Annotated in this window: 18 protein-coding genes; 14 read left to right on the forward strand and 4 right to left on the reverse strand. The window is 40.4% G+C overall.

Annotation, left to right across the window (positions count from 1 at the left end):
- Positions 1-183: 183 nt before the first annotated feature.
- On the reverse strand, positions 184-1,212 hold the full coding sequence (locus L4D20_RS03930; RefSeq protein ID WP_428800237.1) for a helix-turn-helix transcriptional regulator: 1,029 nt from the start codon (positions 1,210-1,212) through the stop codon (positions 184-186).
- Positions 1,213-1,377: 165 nt separating this feature from the next.
- On the opposite strand from L4D20_RS03930, the gene L4D20_RS03935 reads away from it, so the two are divergent.
- The 7 genes from L4D20_RS03935 (at position 1,378) to L4D20_RS03965 (ending at position 12,920) form a co-directional block, all read left to right on the forward strand.
- Complete coding sequence (locus tag L4D20_RS03935) at positions 1,378-2,400, forward strand: HD domain-containing phosphohydrolase (protein WP_428800238.1); 1,023 nt, start codon at positions 1,378-1,380, stop codon at positions 2,398-2,400.
- A gap of 3 nt (positions 2,401-2,403) precedes the next feature.
- Positions 2,404-7,338: an ATP-binding protein gene (locus L4D20_RS03940; RefSeq protein ID WP_428800239.1), complete on the forward strand. Its 4,935-nt coding sequence runs from the start codon at positions 2,404-2,406 to the stop codon at positions 7,336-7,338.
- A gap of 316 nt (positions 7,339-7,654) precedes the next feature.
- A complete protein-coding gene (locus L4D20_RS03945; protein WP_428800240.1) occupies positions 7,655-8,755 on the forward strand; it encodes an HlyD family secretion protein in 1,101 nt (366 codons plus the stop codon).
- Positions 8,745-9,749 (forward strand): DUF2955 domain-containing protein, encoded by a 1,005-nt coding sequence (locus tag L4D20_RS03950; protein ID WP_428800241.1) that lies wholly within the window; start codon positions 8,745-8,747, stop codon positions 9,747-9,749. Before L4D20_RS03945 ends, L4D20_RS03950 begins: the two co-directional genes overlap by 11 nt.
- Before the next feature lie 45 nt (positions 9,750-9,794).
- Entirely contained in the window at positions 9,795-10,853 is a 1,059-nt protein-coding gene (locus tag L4D20_RS03955; RefSeq protein WP_428800242.1) for an FUSC family protein, read from the forward strand.
- Positions 10,854-11,060: 207 nt separating this feature from the next.
- Entirely contained in the window at positions 11,061-12,323 is a 1,263-nt protein-coding gene (locus tag L4D20_RS03960) for a metal-dependent hydrolase family protein (RefSeq protein WP_428800243.1), read from the forward strand.
- A 135-nt stretch (positions 12,324-12,458) separates the two neighbouring features.
- Positions 12,459-12,920: a hypothetical protein gene (locus L4D20_RS03965; protein WP_428800244.1), complete on the forward strand. Its 462-nt coding sequence runs from the start codon at positions 12,459-12,461 to the stop codon at positions 12,918-12,920.
- Between the two features lie 101 nt (positions 12,921-13,021).
- Here L4D20_RS03965 and L4D20_RS03970 read toward each other — a convergent pair whose 3' ends face one another.
- Complete coding sequence (locus L4D20_RS03970; RefSeq protein ID WP_428800245.1) at positions 13,022-13,324, reverse strand: hypothetical protein; 303 nt, start codon at positions 13,322-13,324, stop codon at positions 13,022-13,024.
- Between the two features lie 261 nt (positions 13,325-13,585).
- Here L4D20_RS03970 and L4D20_RS03975 point away from each other — a divergent pair, with 261 nt between their 5' ends.
- From L4D20_RS03975 to L4D20_RS03995, 5 genes are all read left to right on the forward strand, one after another.
- Entirely contained in the window at positions 13,586-13,924 is a 339-nt protein-coding gene (locus L4D20_RS03975) for a hypothetical protein (protein ID WP_428800246.1), read from the forward strand.
- An 81-nt stretch (positions 13,925-14,005) separates the two neighbouring features.
- Entirely contained in the window at positions 14,006-14,335 is a 330-nt protein-coding gene (locus tag L4D20_RS03980; RefSeq protein ID WP_428800247.1) for a zinc ribbon domain-containing protein YjdM, read from the forward strand.
- Positions 14,336-14,392: 57 nt separating this feature from the next.
- Positions 14,393-14,641 (forward strand): DUF3297 family protein, encoded by a 249-nt coding sequence (locus tag L4D20_RS03985; RefSeq protein WP_428800248.1) that lies wholly within the window; start codon positions 14,393-14,395, stop codon positions 14,639-14,641.
- A gap of 281 nt (positions 14,642-14,922) precedes the next feature.
- Positions 14,923-15,531 carry a sugar O-acetyltransferase gene (locus L4D20_RS03990; protein WP_428800249.1) on the forward strand — a complete coding sequence of 203 codons (609 nt, stop codon included), beginning with the start codon at positions 14,923-14,925 and terminating at the stop codon, positions 15,529-15,531.
- A 227-nt stretch (positions 15,532-15,758) separates the two neighbouring features.
- Positions 15,759-15,950 carry a YqaE/Pmp3 family membrane protein gene (locus tag L4D20_RS03995; RefSeq protein ID WP_428800250.1) on the forward strand — a complete coding sequence of 64 codons (192 nt, stop codon included), beginning with the start codon at positions 15,759-15,761 and terminating at the stop codon, positions 15,948-15,950.
- A 64-nt stretch (positions 15,951-16,014) separates the two neighbouring features.
- Here the strand turns inward: L4D20_RS03995 and L4D20_RS04000 are convergent, their stop codons facing one another.
- Both L4D20_RS04000 and L4D20_RS04005 read right to left on the reverse strand, forming a co-directional pair.
- Complete coding sequence (locus L4D20_RS04000) at positions 16,015-16,413, reverse strand: YkgJ family cysteine cluster protein (protein ID WP_428800251.1); 399 nt, start codon at positions 16,411-16,413, stop codon at positions 16,015-16,017.
- A gap of 205 nt (positions 16,414-16,618) precedes the next feature.
- Complete coding sequence (locus L4D20_RS04005; protein WP_428800252.1) at positions 16,619-17,209, reverse strand: FMN-dependent NADH-azoreductase; 591 nt, start codon at positions 17,207-17,209, stop codon at positions 16,619-16,621.
- 168 nt (positions 17,210-17,377) lie between these two features.
- Between L4D20_RS04005 and L4D20_RS04010 the strand changes: the two genes are divergently transcribed.
- Positions 17,378-18,238: a LysR family transcriptional regulator gene (locus L4D20_RS04010; RefSeq protein ID WP_428800253.1), complete on the forward strand. Its 861-nt coding sequence runs from the start codon at positions 17,378-17,380 to the stop codon at positions 18,236-18,238.
- A 141-nt stretch (positions 18,239-18,379) separates the two neighbouring features.
- A complete protein-coding gene (locus L4D20_RS04015) occupies positions 18,380-18,781 on the forward strand; it encodes a thioesterase family protein (RefSeq protein ID WP_428800254.1) in 402 nt (133 codons plus the stop codon).
- Positions 18,782-18,822 lie beyond the last annotated feature (41 nt).

The following is an 18,822-nucleotide window of genomic DNA, read 5'->3' on the forward strand; positions in this document are numbered from 1 at the left end:
GCTAAACTACATCGCGTAACATTCCAGACGAAATTTTTGTTACGAAGTTAATAGCGTGAAGCTGTCAAACCAAACAAGACAGCAACCAAAAGTTAACATTCAATAACTTAGTAGTAATATTCGCACTTTTCAATGACGGATAATTGCCATTAGGTGACATTATTAAGAGATGTTTATTGGAGGTTAATGATTCTTATTTTTAAGCATATTCTTATATTCTCTTGGGGTCATATGCATCAATCGTTTAAAGGCTCGGGTGAAGTGCGCAGAGTCTGAATAGCCCATTTTTGTTGCAATTTCGGTTATTTGAAGTTCATCACGTTTAAGAAGTAGGGTGATTTGACTAAATACCATACTTTCAATGACTTCACTGTAAGTTACGCCACTGTCTTTGAGTCTTCTTTGAATTGTTCTGACGTTCATATTTAATATTTCAGAGGCAATTTTAATCGGAAGTTTCCCCATCGAAATATAAGGTGCCATAGCGAGTTTAAAAGAGTCTAAGAATGTGTCGCAAGCTATAGGGGAGGGAAGAGGGGCGGCAGGTTGTGAGTGAGGAGCAGAAATGGGAGCGTGAATAATATCCTCTGGAATGTACAACGCGGTCGTCGGTCGGGAGCAATAGAACTGAGTGTTCGATAATTCAGGCAAACGAATAAATTCGTGATCATGTTCTGTTTGGATTCCTATCTCGATAGGGGTCCATTTACCATTAGTTAGGGATTTGAGTAGTTCACAAAGAAATATGATGGAGAACATTTCTCCATATTTAAACCAAATTTCATCAGCTTCTGTTTTATCTCTGACTAGCCACCACTTACCCCCTGCTTTCTTTGGGTAGACACGTGCATCAGTAGAAGCGCTGCGCAATATGAGCGAGAACTCTTCAAGTGTTTCCTTTAATGATTCACGTTTCGTGAGTAGAGAGGTAAACCTAGGGATATAAACCTCTCTACAGGCGCGTGAAATTAACAGACCGAAGTCTTCGATAGATAGGCGGCTACCAAGAACTTCTATAAGGTTCTTTAACGTGGTTTCTGGTAAGAAGTCATAAGGGATGTTTGGATTAAGGATGTCATTTGGAATCTGAGCATGCCTTATTAACGGGTAGAAATCGTCATCAAACTCGCTAAAAAGAGAGATAAAGAACTTAACATCCTCTCGTTTAACCAGCGCAATCTTATGATTTATTGATGGAAACCTATCTGCCATGTGTCGCTACCTGACGTTAACATTTTCTGTATGAGTTAAATTTATGACATGGTTAACATGTTTGTAAAGAGGTAGTGATGCCATTCGCACATTATTTGTTTCACACCTACACTTTTTAAGAAATATTCAGAATTTCATTATCTTAAGTAAATGTGAGGGTTATTGATGAGTGAGAGAGCAACGTTATTGATTGTTGACGATACTGCGGAGAATTTAGACGTTCTCACCGGGCTTTTTAAAAACACTTATCAAGTGAAAGCTGCAAAAAGTGGAAAGATCGCTATTAAGCTTGCGCAAATGTCACCCCAGCCCGATCTCATTCTGCTCGATATTATGATGCCTGATCTTGATGGCTATGAGGTTTGCCGAGTGCTTAAGTCTCAGCCAAATACAGCTCATATCCCGATTATTTTTGTCACGGCGAAGATCTCTCCTGAAGACGAAATAAAAGGCTTGTCACTGGGCGCTGTCGATTACATCACCAAGCCTATTACTCCAGCCGTCGCAATACAACGAGTACAAACACAGCTCTCATTGTACAACCAAAAGTTAGCACTTTATTTGAAAGTGAAAAAGCAAACGAGTGAAATTAACCACAGCAAAATTGAGATGGTTAAAAGGTTAGGTCGTGCCGCTGAATACAAAGACAATGAAACGGGCATGCACGTATTAAGAATGAGTCACTACTGCCATGTTCTAGCCTTAGCTTGTGGGATGTCACTAGAAGATGCCGATGTGCTGAGAGAAGCGGCTCCAATGCATGATATTGGAAAAATAGGAATTCCTGATCGTGTGTTGTTAAAGCCGGGGAAGCTTGACGCCGAAGAGTGGCAAATCATGAAAACACACGTTGACATAGGTGTTGATATATTGGGTGATACTGCGGGATCTCGATTATTGGAGATGGCTGTTGATGTCGCCCAGTCGCATCACGAAAAATGGGATGGTTCGGGTTACCCAATAGGTTTATCTGGCGATGACATCCCATTGGTTGCACGAATCGCAGCCGTTGCTGATGTATTTGATGCGTTAACATCTGAGCGTCCATATAAACAGGCATGGAGCATAGATAGAACATTAGCTTTGTTGAAAGAGGAAAAAGGACAGCACTTCGATCCGTCACTAGTCGATCTGTTTTTAGATAATCTTGATGAGATTATAAAGATTAAGAACCGATTCAAGGATTAGTTGATGGGTGGTTACGTTATGAAATTGGTTCGATCTTTGTTGCTCATAGTACTTGCTTCTACTCATTTAATACCATCAATGCCAGTGCATGCAGGTTCGTTACTTGAGGCACCTCATGACACTGAATTCACAACGCAAGAAATGAATTGGCTAGCAAAAAAACAGATTCTACGCGTAGCGATATTAGAAGATAACTCCCCCTACATGTTTAGAAACAGTAGGGGAGATGCAGACGGCATTGTTCCAGATTTTATTCAAGAACTGGCTGACCTAAGCCATATGAGAGTTGAGTATCGTTTTACAGCCAGCTGGAAAGAAGCGAACGAGCTTTTAGATCAGGGTAAGGTGGATATTTTTCCTGTGAGTTTTAACAAAGCGATTAATCAGGGCGATTATCGTTACACTAGCCGCTACCTACCATATCAAAAACAGCTCATTACTCACTCTTCCGCTCCTTTGGTACGTAATTCGGGGCAGTTAAAAGGGCTAACGCTTGCGGTAATCAAAGGCGATGATTTAACTAATTGGATAGAAAAGAGTTTTCCGAATATCGAGCTAAAAAGCTACAAAACGCGATCGGAAGCGTTGACCGCTATTCAAAATGGAGAGGCATTCGGTGTCATCGGTGAGCTAGTTTCTACGATGGCGCTAGCCGACAAGTTGGGAATTTTAGACCTAAAACCCAATGGTATACTACAAAATTGGAGCGAATCTTTTACGCAAATAACCCTACCTAAAGATGAGGCAATACTTGAAAGCATACTCAATAAAGCACTCACTCAACTCAGTTATGAAGCACAAAATTACATCCTTAATAAATGGTTAAGAAATAACCCTCACCGTATTAAGGTGAATGCTGCATTTGATTTTGGTAACCCTCCATATATGTACGCAGATTCCGCCACTGTTGGGCTTGAATACGCTTTTCTCCAAAAAATATTCAATAACATGGGCCTTCAAATTGGCGAGTCTCACCGAGCATCATTTTCTACGAGAAAAGACATACTAAGGGTTGATCCAGACGTCGATTTTAATTCGGGAATCACAATAATAAAGGAGGGTGATCACTACTACTCAGATCCTGTACTGAAATTAGAGTACATCGCAATCTCACTTAAAGCGCGTGAGGTGATGCTAACGGAATCCAATATTGAAGATAAGCTTAACATAGGCTCAGTGCTGCAAGATGGCGACTCGCCGAGTAGAAAAGCGTTTGATATTTTTTCAGATCGAGTAAAGCCTAAATCGAAAGTCGATTTTCCTTCCCTAAAGGTTGGGTTTACTGCGTTGAACGATCACTCAGTCGATATCGTCATCGTTGAAAAGCGAGTTTTAGATTGGTATCTGGAACATGAAAGTCGCCTCAATCGAAAGGCAATTAAAATACACGATGATTTTTTAGAGACTTACCCTATCTACCTCGAATTCCGAGATGCCGCGTTAAGAGATCGTTTTAACGCGTCATTAAGTAGCATTATCGAAAATAAACCAGCAATGCGAGAGTTGGTTAAAAGTCATATTGAAACAGACTTTCGGCCGCAATTACAACGCGCTGATATTATCGCTCAAGTAATGGCGATGTATCTATACAATGATGATATTAAAGGGTTGGAATCGGTTATTAAGATATTCGATTTATCTCAAGATATTGCTGCTGTGGAAGTCTTTGGTAACAATGATGGGCAAAAATTGTATAGCGTGATTAGTACACCTGATGGATTACAATCAGTGCAAAGCTTTGACACGTCGAATTACATTAGCGTGAGTAAAGATAGTGTCTATTTGACTGAAACAGGTAATGTTAAAGTTGGGACCGTTACCTTCTACTTTGATATTAAAAATACCGAGAATAGCTACGCATATTTACCGTCGTTGGAGTTTTTTAAACACCTTAGTAAAGTTGAACGGCAATACATTGAAAAAATATATGCAGAGAATCAATTAACTGGCCAGATTCTTAATTTAACCCCAACTGAACTGCGGTGGATTAAGTCAAACCCAGTCCAGCGGGTGGCGGTTGATCCGAATGCATTACCCTATGAAGGCTTTAACGACACGGGTAAATATGTCGGTATGGTGGCTGATTTTATCGATATAATTAAATCGAAAACAGGGTTGATTATTCAGCCGGTTAATGTGAACTCTTGGACGGAAGCCAAGCAGTTGGTCGATAGTGGGGAAGTTACCGTTATCTCTGCTGCCGTTGAAAATAAAGCATTTATTCGAGATTATCAAAGCAGCTTAGCGTTGATTTCAAGTCCTCTTGCGATTGCATCTAAAGTGGATGCCAGCGGAATGTTACTGGCGGATTTATCTGGTTGGAAAGTCGGTATTTTACAAGGTGCTTCAAACACAAATAAGCTTACTAACCGTTACCCAGATATTGAATGGGTGATGATCGACAGTACTGTAGAAGGTTTACAAAGTGTTGAAGAGAATGAGCTAGACGCATTGCTCGATACTGTCCATGTCTTGAACTATTTGATTAATACTCATGGGTATCATGAAATGAGGATTTTAGGTCGCTCGGACTATATGGTTTCACCGACTTTCCATGTATCACGTGACAAGCCAATTTTGTATTCAATCATAGATAAAGCCATACGTTCTATCGATCAACGAGAGCGCAATGAAATCGTATCAAAATGGTCGGCACCGAAATACATAGACAGGACGAATTACGAGTTAATTTATATTGTGTCCGCTTTTTCTGTGTTGTTTATTTTAATCAGTTTGGCTTGGAATCGCCGTTTAAAAACACAAATTCAGCACACTAAAAAAGCACAGGCTGAAGCGGTTCGATTACAAGGACAGTTGTTTGATGTACTGAATGCATCCCCTATAGCCGCGGCAATTGTTCAAAATGATAAGGTCGTCTATACCAATGATCGTGCACTTGAGATGTTTGGAATCGCGACGGCAGAGGTAGGGGAGATTGATGTCGAGTCTATATACCCAAGTACAGATACCAGAAGTGAAGTGTATGAAGAGTTAATAGAGAAACAGACGATTATAAACAAAGAGCTCATACTGAAAAACATGAAAGGAGAGCTATTTACAGCGTTGACGAGTTATTACCTCATAAAAAATGAAGGTGAAATGGCGACGCTGTTTTGGGCTTATGATATTTCTGAGTTAAAAGAGCTTAATGTTCAGTTGAGTCAAGCAATGATAGAAGCCGATGCAGCTAATCAGGCGAAATCAGACTTCTTGGCCAATATGAGTCATGAAATAAGAACACCAATGAATGCGATATTGGGAATGTCATACCTTGCGCTGCAAGAACAGCAGAGCGACCAAGCGAAAAATTATGTGAGGAAGGTTCACCGTTCGGCTGAATTTCTATTGAGCATTATTAACGACATCTTAGATTTTTCAAAAATTGAAGCTGGTAAGCTAGAGATAGAATCCGCTCCGTTTAAGCTAAACGCTCTCGTAGAGGGGTTGAATGATATCACCTCAGTTTCAGCACAAGATAAACCTATTAAAATTCTCTTATCTGCTAACCCGCTAATCCCTAATGACTTAATAGGGGATTCAGTTCGTCTGTTTCAGATCTTGCTTAACTTAATTGGTAATGCGATTAAATTTACGCCTTCTGGTGAAGTGTCATTAATGGTGAGCCTGGTATCGAGTGATGAGCAACATACGAGAATACGTTTTGAAGTAAAAGACACAGGTATTGGTATTGGAGAGAAGCAACAAGAAGAACTGTTTTCGGCTTTCTCTCAGGCTGATGCCTCGACAACCAGAAAGTATGGAGGAACGGGGCTTGGCCTCAATATTAGTCAAAATCTGGTTAATGCTATGGGCGGCGAAATTCAGGTAACTAGCGAATTAGGAACAGGGAGCTGTTTCTATTTTGAACTTGAGTTCTTAACTAATCAGAATACGATCGAAAGTAGCTATATTGGCGGAGCATTACAGGGTATTGAAGCTATTCAGAATATGCGGGTGTTGCTAGTTGAAGATAATGAGACCAATCAAGATCTAGCGTTAGCGTTCTTAAACAAGCTAAAGGTAGGCTCTGAGGTAGCAAATAATGGACTTGAGGCGGTTAACCTCGCTAAGTCCAATCAATACGATGCTATTTTAATGGATATTCAAATGCCTATTATGGACGGCTTAACCGCAACGACCGAAATTCGTCGCTTTGACAGTGTTACGCCAATTATAGCGATGTCAGCCAACCGAACTGAAGAGGTAAGAGAGAAAGCTCGTATATGTGGAATGAGTGATTTTGTCGAGAAGCCCATGATTATTGAAGAGCTTGCTAAAGTGCTTGGCGTTTGGATTACGAAAGGGGAGACAAGTGAAGCTACTAATGCTGAAGCTAATGACAACCAAGATAACAGAGTGTTTAGCGAGGCTTTAGCGCTTCAATATTGCAATCAAGATAAAGAGCTTCTTCATAAGTTGGTGGACCGCTACAACCGACAAATGAACTCCATCCTTCCTGATATCAATCAGCTGATTGCCAGCGACAAAACAGTCGAGATAGAGCGTTACGCACACACGTTAAAAAGCACGTCTTCAGCGATTGGTGCAAGGCAGGCTAGTGAGTTATTTTCACAGTTAGAGAGTCTATCTACTAAAAAAATCGACCAGATTAAAGTTGAAGGGTTACTCACTCAACTAGCATCTGCTTTGACTCGGTTAGAGCCAAGACTAAATGAATACTTAGCATCAAGTCGCGCGCAGTTGTTAGATTTAGATGGGGAGGAGAGTATGCCAATCTCATCAGAAGAAATATTCCAACTTATCTCATTGATTGAGTCGTATGATATTGAGGCGAAGGCGGTGACGAAACGTTTATTGTCTCAACATTCGGCGAACGCTCATGAGTTGAGGTTGATAGCCGATCAGTTAGAGGAGTATGACTTTGAGTTAGCCCTGGATAGTGCTAATAAGCTCAACAGCAGCATAATGACAGATTAGCCGTTCTCAGCTTTTAAAGGAGGTAATGGTTAGTATTCAACACCACTACCTCTCAATAATCGAACGATAATAAACTACCCAGCCAACTCCCTATTCAAAACCGCCTTTTAATCTAATCATTAATGCCATTTAATTCTTCGTCATTAGTACTCTATTCGGCTGCTATTAGGAATGGATTAATACGTCTGTTTTGATTTTTCTACTATCGTCTAAACCAAAAAAAAATTTGTCGTCAAATGGCATTTATTGATGACGGCTAGAGGTTATGGTTTCTAGTAACGCAACTGGTATAACTCGGCATAGAGTGAGAATGAACATGGCAGATAAACCCGAAGTAGATCAAGTAAACACTAAGAAAAATAATAAAGTTAAAACAACGACTAATACGGTACTTTCACTGGCGTTATTGTCTATCGGCCTGTGTGTAGTTGGCGATAGAATTATTCCAACAACCGATAACGTCCGTGTCGAAGGGAGCACGGTTTCTTTGATCCCACAAGTCTCCGGAAGTGTTTCAAGTATTCAAGTTGAGCCAAATACACTGGTCAAAAAAGGCGACGTGCTGGCCCAAATCAACCCGATAGATTATCAAATAGCCGTTGATCAAGCTGAAACAGAATTAAGACTAGCTGGTCAGCAGGTAGAGGCACAAATGGCTGATATTGTCTCAGCACAAGCCAAACTGACGACGGCTATTGTTTCTCAAGACAATGCCAAACGTCAGGGACAGAGAGTTTTGGCAATGGCGAGCAAAGGTTTAGTGTCTCAAGCCGATGCAGACAAAACTCAAGCGGAGCTGGATAAAGCAGAAGCAAATGTTTTAAATGCTAACGCGAATCTTGATCGCATTAAAACTCAGCTTGGAGCCGCAGGTGAAGACAACGCACAAATTCAAGCTGCACTGCTAGCATTACAGAAAGCACAACTCGATCTGGAACGTACAACACTTCGAGCGCCTTCTGACGGCGCGGTCACCAACTTTGACTTGTCAGAAGGTGCTTATGCTTCGGCAGGAAGCCCTTTAATGACGTTTATTGCAGAAGACAACCTATGGGTTGAGGCATTTTTTCGTGAAAACAGTATGGGCAACTTAAAGCCGGGGGATAAGGTTGAGGTGGCACTGGACTATGCACCCGGAGAGACTTATGAGGGAACGGTTAAGTCAGTAGATCTCGGTGTTGAGTGGGGAGCGAACAGACAAGCAGGGTCACTTGCAAACGTGAAGAAGCAAAACGGCTGGATGCGAGATTCGCAGCGTATGCCCGTTACGATTCAATTAGACAGTCAAGATGCAGGGCAGGTGATGCGCATTGGTGGACAAGCGGATGTCGTTGTCTATACCGGCGATAATACCCTGTTTAACGCACTTGGCTATGCTTGGATCCGCCTAGTAAGCTGGTTCTCTTATGTTCGATAATATTGATAGTGCGCAGGAGAGAAAAATCCTACGGTATATTGCCGCCGTAGGTTTGGCCACAATCTTAGCAGTATGGCTTAATTGGCCCTTGGCTTTTTGTGCTCCGTTACTCACAGCAAAATTTGTTGTCGACAAACCACAGTTCCATATTTTGCATGTCAAACAACTTGGTTTTGCCCTTATTTCAACCGCAATAATTGGCTTTATTGTATCGACCGGGTTGCCTGAGTATAAGTTTTCATTTCTAGCGCTATTTTCGTTAACCATGCTCTGGGGTTACTACTTATTTACTGATCCTAAATGGGTCATGTTCGCGACGTTTTTGATCATCTCGTTAATACTGATTCCGTCAGTAACCATTATTGATCAGCAAGCTGCGCTGGATGTAGGGGTGGGTTTTGCATTCTCAGGTATTGTGTCGGTAGCAATTTATGCTCTGTCTCATGTCTACTTTCCCGAAGAAGGTGGCGAGGAATTTCGAGGCTTCCCCCCGTCACCTCTCCCGAGTGATCTCAGATGGGCCGCAGCGGTTCGTGCTTGGATGATTTCGTTTCCACTAGTGAGTTTCTTCTTCTATTTTCAGCTATCACAAGTATTGCTGACCGTAGCATTTGTCATGTTGCTGTCTTTAATGACCAGCACGGAGAAAGCGGGAAAAATGACGGCATTTTTTATCTTGAGTAATGTGCTGGGCGGCATTGTGGCATTTTTTGCCTTTAGCATCATCGCATTAGCGCCAAATATGTACGTTTACCTATTAGTAATGTTGCTATTCATTATTTGGTTTGGAACCAAAATATATACCGATCCAACAAAAGCCCCAATATTTTGTACCGCATTTACTGGCTTTACCGTACTCATGGGAACATCAATGAGTAGCGGTGATCTTGATGATAAGTTTTATATGCGTATTTTTCAGATGTTACTTGTCACCGTCTACTTGGTATTTATGGCTTACTTCTTTGAAGGTAGAGAAGCTAAACGTGTTAGTTAGAACTATTCATTTTTCTGCTGCTCAATAATCCGGAAATAAATTCAAATGTTAAAATCACTTGTTCAAAAATCGATGCCACCAAAACCGTACCTTGTTTTGGGTAACAGAATGTTCATTCTATCCATCGTAGTCTTACTGTTATCAGCCTATATTTATGACGTGGGTGAAGCATTTGTTGCGGTTGAAGTGGCCATTATTCATTTCTTGTTTAACCTAAAATTTGGTAGTGCTAGGTCGACTATTCTTGGTGCTATCTATCCTCTTATAATGACGCTTATAGCCGTACAATTATCGTTGGTCGCCTGGCCGTATACGCCATATTTATGCACAGCGTTTGTCTTTATTCTGGTTTTATTTGAACGAGATACACATCACCGCGGTGTTCCTAAATATATTTTGCCTTTAAGCTTTCTATTTCTTTCAATGATGATGCCTGTTGATATTCCGGCATCTGAATTAATACTACAGCGCTCTGCTTCTGTTGTTATCGGTATTGCAGCTGCTATATTTGCCAGTGTATTCATTTGGCCTAATGAATCCTTTAAAAGCGATGAACCGAAGCTGGGGAATCAATCAGTTCCACGTAGTAACATGCCCAAAAATCCGACACATAAATTGGGCGCAGTAGACATTAAGTATTCGGCGCGTAAAGCACTGGGTATTGGTTTGATACTTTTGCTTGGTTTTATTGATAGAACAGGGGCTGCTCTTGGTGCGTATTTGTTTATGATGATTCACAGCCCAATAAGCAAAAACCTTGCCCCTAAAGCTTGGCAGCGATTAAGTGGAACGGTCATTGGAGCCGTGGCATATCTACCTTTAGGTTTGTTGTTAGGAGACTTAGAGTCTTCACTGGCTGTGACGGTAGTCGTATGGTCATTCGTTATCCTGTCACTTTATATGATCCTTGTCTTTCTTGAGCACAACTACACGTTAGCGGCAGCCTTTATTATGTTGTTGATTTTGATCATTGCAGTTGGGCCTTTCAATCTAGAGCTTGTTGATGCAGTCTTCATGCAGCGTTTTTGGTACACCTTAATTGGTGGCGGCGTGATGGTGGCTTTAGGCGTGCTAGTACCAATCCATGATAAAGAAGTCGCTTAGTTTTAGAGTAATACTTAATGACTTCTTTACCTTTAGTTCAGAGGCAGTCAGCTTATACGGTTGCTGCTTTTTTTGGATTCTAATGCTTTTGTAGTTCCGATTTTTAGCTTTGATTTTATTGTCACCAAATGGCAATTCTTTGTATAGGTCGGTGAGTATGATTACTCCATCAGCTTAACGAGCTTAATCCAAAAAGAGATATTAAATATGAAAAAGCTAATTGTGAACGCAAATGTATTTAACGGTACTGATAACAAATTAACTGAAAATGTTTCAGTTCTTATTGAAGATAACCTAATTACTAAAATTGGTCAGGTTGACCCAGCAATTGCTGATGAAGTGATTGATGCTAAAGGCGGTACGGTTATGCCAGGCCTTATCGATGCTCACGTACACATTACGCTTTCAGCCGGATTTAATGTTCTCGATGCGATGACAACAAACGAAATCGCAATTCGCTCTGCAAAAATCTCACAAGAGATGCTGATGCGCGGTTTTACAACATGTCGCGATGTTGGTGGTAACGCTTTAGGTCTAAAAAACGCGATTGATAGCGGCTATGCAACGGGTCCACGTATCCTTCCTTCACAAGCTGCTATTTCACAAACATGTGGTCACTCTGATTATCGCCAGAACCAAGCGCAAGAGCGATTAACCAATGGGCACGAAGATTCGCCACTAATGAAGACCGGAACGTTCAAAGTGGCTGATGGTCGCACAGAAGTATTAAAAGCAGTACGTGAGCAGCTATTTAACGGGGCTTCTCAAATCAAAATAATGGCTGGTGGTGGTGCATCATCTACCTTTGACCCGCTAGATACGCTTCAATACACATTAGATGAGATGAAAGCAGCGGTTGAAGCGGCAAGTGACTACGGTACTTACGTTGCAGCGCATATACACACGATACCTGCAATGTTAAGAGCGGCAGAGGCGGGGGTTAAATGCTTTGAACACGCAACGATCATGAATGATGAAGTGGCGAAAATTATCAAAGAGAAGGATATTTGGGTTGTTCCATCTTACTTTACCGCGTCACTTATCGCAGAGCGTAAGATTCCATTACCGAATGAAGAAACCTATCGTAAGACTGAGCGTGTCGGTAAGGCGATGTTAAGTTCAGCCGAGCTAATCAAGAAGTACGACATTCAAAATGTTGCATTTGGTACTGACTGTGTTGGTACAGCGAATGTACACGAAACTCAAATGCAAGAGCTCAAAGCGATTGAAGAGACTTTCGACACCATTACAGCGCTACGTATGGCAACGTCTAATTGCGGTCGTTTATTTGAAATGTCGACCTATCAGCACCCATACCAAGATGGCCAACTAGGTAATATTGTTGAAGGTGCTTACGCTGATTTGCTTATTGTTGATGGGAACCCATTGGAAAGTGTTGATTGTGTCATTCAAGATGAAACGAAGAAAGTGATCATGAAAGATGGCGTGATTTATAAAAATACTCTGTAACAGATGGCAACAAGAGCCTGATCGGCAGGCTCTTGTTTTTGCTACTTAGAATACGAAAAAGATACACCTGTTTGATATGAAGAAAGTAATTGGACGAACTTTCTAACTAATCAATACTTAAGAGAGTTGAACAATATGACGACTAAAGCACCTATTTACGGATTTAACACAAAACAGCGACTATTTGTTGGTTATACACTAGCGATATTGGTTGATTTGTGTGTACTTAACTTCTTCAATGAATACTGGGGTTTAGTTAGTTTTTCTTCATTTACAGTTTCATTTTCAGCAGCAATATTATTACAGGTATTACTTAAGGCTTCGATTCAAGCAGAGCACAAATTAGCAGGTTACTTCGCGACAAAAGAAGGCTTGTTACCGAAAGTTATACGCGCAGTGTCGAGCTATACCATACTCGTCGGTTCCAAATTCTTGATATTAGAGCTACTTAACCTGTTCTTTGGCGATAAGATTCAGTTTACAGGCCCTTGGAATGGCGTTATCGCGTTTATTGCGGTTGTCTTTACAATACTATTAGCAGAGAAAGTAGTGGCAAATATTTACTTTAAGCTAAATGACAAGGAGCCGATTAACTGATTAACTTTTGGTTGCTAATCTACACAAATAATAAGAGCTGCTTTTTAGTGGCTCTTAAATTATATAAGGCTTGGCCTTTTTAGTATCACTCCAAACATTGACTAAGACACTTTAGTTGCCATTAATACATCTCGGAAGCTATAGAGAACGGCAGAAAAGAGACTAAGAATGACAAAGTACCCAGCAGCTAAAACAACCTTATGTGAAATGGCATAACTGTCAGAAGCTTTATATGTAGTAGCCTTATCGTCATCGAATGCTTGTACAAAATTTACAGGGTATTTAGACGGTAATGGCTCGATAGACAGTTTGCCAAAAGTCAAAATAGAAATTAATAGTCTACCGACTCTGTAAGCTAGAGGATTACCAAATATAATCAGAAGGCTTGCTATTGCTTCCCCCATGTTTGCCCCTTTATTCGTTGTGAATTATTGTGTTGTATATAGAGTTTACTAAACAGGTTAAACCTAAGTAAATACAAATTAATCAATATGATATCGTTAGTTCAATAGTAAGAGTTTCATCAAATTATTAACGGCTACTATGAAATGATTGAATTGACGTTAAACACATGGCGTTTAATTTTCACAGGTCATATACTAACGTTTTGTGACAGATAAACTAATGATTTATCAAAAGGTTCAATATGGATAGGTGGGTGTTATATGTCCAATTTTCTAAAACTATTGATAGGCTCTAATGTCATCTCTTTAAGTATTGTATTCACCATTGAAATCTTTATTGGGATACTACAATTATCATTTCTAACTGACTATGCGTTCTATTCAATGCTGATTCTTGTTGGGGTAGGTTCAATTATGTCGTTTTCTGGACACAAAGTTGGTTATAGCGATCCAACCAATAGTGCGGGTGTTGTTGCTAGTACCCTTATAGAAAATGATTCGCCTAAATCTTTCATTGTTACAAAACTTGAAGGTACAAGTGTCGGCCACACACTATTACTTGCTAGCCTATTACCTTTGGTGTTCTGCATCGTCTATTAAGTAAAGCTAATCAAATAACTAGGCAAGCACAAAAAGAGCGATTACCATAAGCGCAAGTCCCATTTGTATAAGTAAAACTGTATGTCGTTTCCTCCGTGTCCCAATTGTAATTCTGAATTCGTCTACCAAGATCGTGAGAATCTTATTTGCCCAGAGTGCTCGTATGAGTGGAATCCATCAGATGTTGAAGATGTTTTTGTTGTGAAAGATATCAATGGAAAAATCTTAGAACAGGGTGACAAAGTTACATTAGTAAAAGATTTGAAAGTGAAAGGAAGCTCGTTAAACCTTAAAATTGGTACCAAAGCGGTTATAAAGCGAATTATAGAAGGCAAAGACCACCAATTGGATTGTAAGGTCGATGGCGCTGGAGAAATTCTAGTGACCGCTAAGTATGTTAAGAGAGCTTGAGCGGTTTCTCTATAACGTCTACAATGACGCACTTTTTATTTAAGTCAGGTCACCAACATGAACGACACTACATCGAAACCAACATTACCAGATCGCCTTTCGGGTAATCCTCGTAGCCCACACCACGTGGCTGAAATCTTTGAGCACCACATTGGTATTCGTTTGAAAGGTAAAGAGCGTAATGATGTTGAAGAGTACTGCATCAGCGAAGGTTGGGTAAAAGTACCTTCACCTAAAGCCTTAGACCGTTGGGGCCAACCAATGTTGATCACTTTAAAAGGAACGGTAGAAGCTTTCTATAAATAGATTGATTAGCTGTTAACCGTTTTCTATGCGAGCGCCCGAAGTTAATCACTTTGGGCGTTTTTGTATTTGTCGTACCTACAGCTGGTTCGTTTTCCTTTCACTGTGACAACAGAGTGCCTTTCCTCTAATAACTTGTTAAAAAACATACTAATACCTGTGGCTTTTGTTATGGTCAAACTTGATGATTATTTAAGTTATAGTGGGTGAAAGTGTTTGTTTCAACGTCTAATGCAGCACTATTTAATCCGGCTATAGTGATGTCTTTCTAAGAGAGGTAAACGATGGACAGTAAGACTAAATTACACGGGCAGAAAGTCTATTTTTGTGACGATGAAACCTTAGCTAATGAGCAAATGAAATGCTTAGACAGGCTGTATGACTTTAATCTCACTAGACCAACTGAAGGGGATAAGCGTTTAGAAATAATGAAAACGCTGTTCGCCGAAGTTGGTGAAAACTGCTATTTAGAGCCTCCTTTACGTGCCAACTGGGGAATTCATACCCATTTAGGTAAGAATGTGTACGCTAACTTCAACCTAACGTTAGTTGATGATACGCATATATATATTGGTGATTATGTCATGATTGGCCCTAACGTCACCATAGCAACAGCTGGGCATCCTATTGATCCAGACCTAAGACGTGACATTGCACAATTTAATATTCCTGTGGCTATTGGGAATAACGTTTGGATTGGAGCTAATTCTGTCGTTTTACCGGGCGTTACCATTGGTGAAAATACTGTTATTGGTGCAGGAAGTGTTGTAACCAAAGATATACCAGCGAATGTTGTTGCTGTGGGTAACCCGTGTCGTGTTTTGAGAGATATAGGGGAGCATGACAAAGAGTATTATTACAAAAATCGGAAAATCGATTTGGCATCACAATAGCCTCATTTGAGTTAGGCCTGAGCCTTTGGCAACCTTTGTTAAGTCATGCCTAGACAAAGATTTCGCCTCGATCTCTACATTAGATGTTCGTTTAGTTGATTATGATTTCAGTAAAGCGAATGTCGTTGATGAGCACCGAGTCTCATATTTTGGACATATTCAGATATGATTATGCGCTAAGTTTAGTATCAGGGTGATTAATTACTTAGTTTATGTAGGAATTTGAGATGAGATTTTTGTTGGCTATTTTTCTTCCTTGGCTTCAGTTTTTTACTATTGAACGACCAATAGCGGGTGTTGTTTGTTTGGTGTTACAATTCACCTTAATTGGTTGGATACCTGCGGTTATTTGGTCCATGTTTGCATTAAGTGAATACAATACCGATCAAAAAATTGAACAAGCATTTGGTAAGCAATGAATGTAGGCAAATGATGACGAAATAGAACTTATGAGAGTCTTAATTCTATACCGAAATGTACGCTTTAAGTGCTTGGTGGGCGGCTATCTATCATTAATTTATCGAGCTTAATTTGGGCTTGTTTCGGGTTATCTAAGTCAAGAGCTTCTATCATTTCACATTCATCTCTTACCATTTCAGCAATGAGACTAGGGTAGTGTCGACAGTCTTCTGGCCTGCTTAAGTATATACTGCAGGTATATTTATCTGATTCTTGTGATTGAGTTTTTGGCACCAATTCGAGGAAAGGGCAATGGTCGAATTGTTCGCCTGTTTCTGGGTTGAACCAAATCTTACCATTGTTCACATACTCAAAAATTTCTGGATTAAATATTTCCCACAAATCAATTTCTTCTTGGGATGCCCAGAGATCGCCACCACCATATTTGGTACAGCATTTACCGCATTGATTACAATCTTTCATAGTGGTCAGCAAGTCATTAATAGTTAGTAGAGTATACCACTGATGAACTTTTGTGATCACGATCTGTTTAGGCCTGTACGCAAACTGCATAAAGTTGGCTTTGGTTTGTAGTGGTTGATTTAGAACACGTACATATAATCGTTGTGATATGTACGTGCTTATCTAAATTGTGATAATTGTGTTCCCTGTAGCGGCTAACGCTCAGTTAAACAGCGACTTCTTCCAGCAATTGTTTTGCGTTTGAAATGGCTGACTCTTTACTCTCTTCCCCCATTGCCGTGCCTTCTGCATAGATAAACTGAACATCTGTTATCCCGATAAACCCGAGAAACTGTTTTAAATAGGGTGTCATGAAGTCATGGTCGCTGTCTTTATAAAAGCCACCTCGGGTCAGTATCACAACCGCTTTCTTATTCTGCAAAAGGCCTTCCGGACCGTTCTCTCCGTAAGTGAAGGTTTTACCCGCACGAGCAATTTGGTCAAACCAAGATTTCAGTGTAGAGGGAATACCAAAATTATACATAGGAACAGCAAGTACAACATAGTCGGCTTCTTGAACTTCTCCAATCAGTTTATCGGAAGTGTCTAAAGCTTGCTTTTGTTCATCCGTTAATTGCTCAGGGTCGGTTGAGAAAAATGAACTTAGTGTAACTTCGTCATAGTGGTTGATAGGCGACGATGCTATATCACGCTCAATTAGGTTTACTGATTGTTGGTTGATCCACTGTTTAGCCAGTTGTGTAGACGTAGAGTATTCACCAGCTGCACTTGAATAGATTGCGAGAATGTTTTTCATATTTATCACCTTTAGAGTTGTCATGGTTCAAATATAGTGATTTCATTGATGCAAATAAATGGCAATATATGCATTACTAAAATGCATAATTGCAATGGATGGGATGTTCAACGTATGTTAAAAATTTTGGCTTTGAACAAAAAACAGACTAGCTGAAGGAGTTAATCTATGGACTGGAACGATTTACGATATGTTATTGCTATTGCAGAGCAGGGGTCATTGAAGGCGGCAGCTGAACATATTGGGGTTAATCACAGTACAGCATGGCGTCGAATACAAGGGTTGGAAGAACAGCTAGGGTGCCAAATCTTTATTGCAGAACGCCAAGGGTACCGTTTAACAGATGCAGGGTTAGAGGTATTAGAAAGTGCAAAGAAAATGGCATCTCATGTTGAGGCAATCCAGCTGAGTACTCATATCAATAAGAAAGATATGCAAGGCTTAATACGTCTTACAGCACCGAATACGATGGCTTCACGAACGCTACCGGAAATGATTTACAAGTTTAATCAAAAATACCCTTTGGTTGAGTTTGAGATAATCGAAGGAATCGGCGATTTAGACCTTGGTAAACGGGAAGCTGATATTGCCATTAGAGCAAATATGAAAGCACCAGAAAACGTTATCGCGAGAAAATTAAAGCAGGCACCTTGGGCCTTTTTTGCGCATCCTGATTTGGTACCAAAACAAAAAATGGATTTGGAGTTACTTAGAAAGCAGCCCTTAATTGGTTATAAAGGCTTTGAGCCGAGACCGGTCAAATGGTTTCGACAAAACGTATCGAGTGGTCCATATAGTATTACTTGCAACAATGTAGAGACAGCTAAGGGTTGCGCGAAAAATAAGCTTGGCATTGCTCTTTTACCTGCGTTGATGTCAACCGAGCTTGTAGAGGTATACCGATTACCTAATGAGTTTAGTGGCTATATTTGGTTACTTGCCCATCCGGAGATGCGGAAAGTCGTACGAGTAAAAGCATTTTGGGATTTTTTGTTAGAACAAAATGAAAAAGGCATGTTTCTTAGTTAACGCGAGGGAAATGAATTTAAAGAGGTCAGACTAGCATGCTTTTACGTTTCAATTCTTGAAGTGTTTTAGAGGTTTAATGTAGAGTGCCGACAATTATTTCGCATTTTGATGATGCCAACGTTAATAACGAGATCCACCTACATGAGCAAGATCTTTCACCATCCTGTACAAATATATTATGAAGACACCGACCACTCAGGGGTTGTTTATCATCCAAACTTCCTAAAGTACTTTGAACGTGCAAGAGAGCACGTATTAGGCAGTGACAAGCTCGCTGAACTTTGGAATGAGTATGGGTTAGGGTTTGCAGTATACAAGGCTAACATGACGTTTCAAGACGGTGTGGAGTTTGCGGAAATCTGCGATATTCGTACCTCATTCAAACTGGATGGCAAATACAAAACGCTTTGGCGACAAGAAGTGTGGCAGAAAGGTGCGACTAGGCCTGCCGTTATAGGTGATATTGAGATGGTGTGTTTGGATAAAGAGAAGCGTCTGCATCCATTACCAGAAGATGTTTTAAAGGCGATGCTAGCAGGTTAGTGCAAACAATGTATTTTAGTTGAGGGTAGGGCACTCTCGAA

Origin of the sequence: Vibrio kyushuensis (genome assembly GCF_050337325.1) — a bacterium.
In the GTDB taxonomy this organism is placed as follows: domain Bacteria; phylum Pseudomonadota; class Gammaproteobacteria; order Enterobacterales; family Vibrionaceae; genus Vibrio; species Vibrio kyushuensis.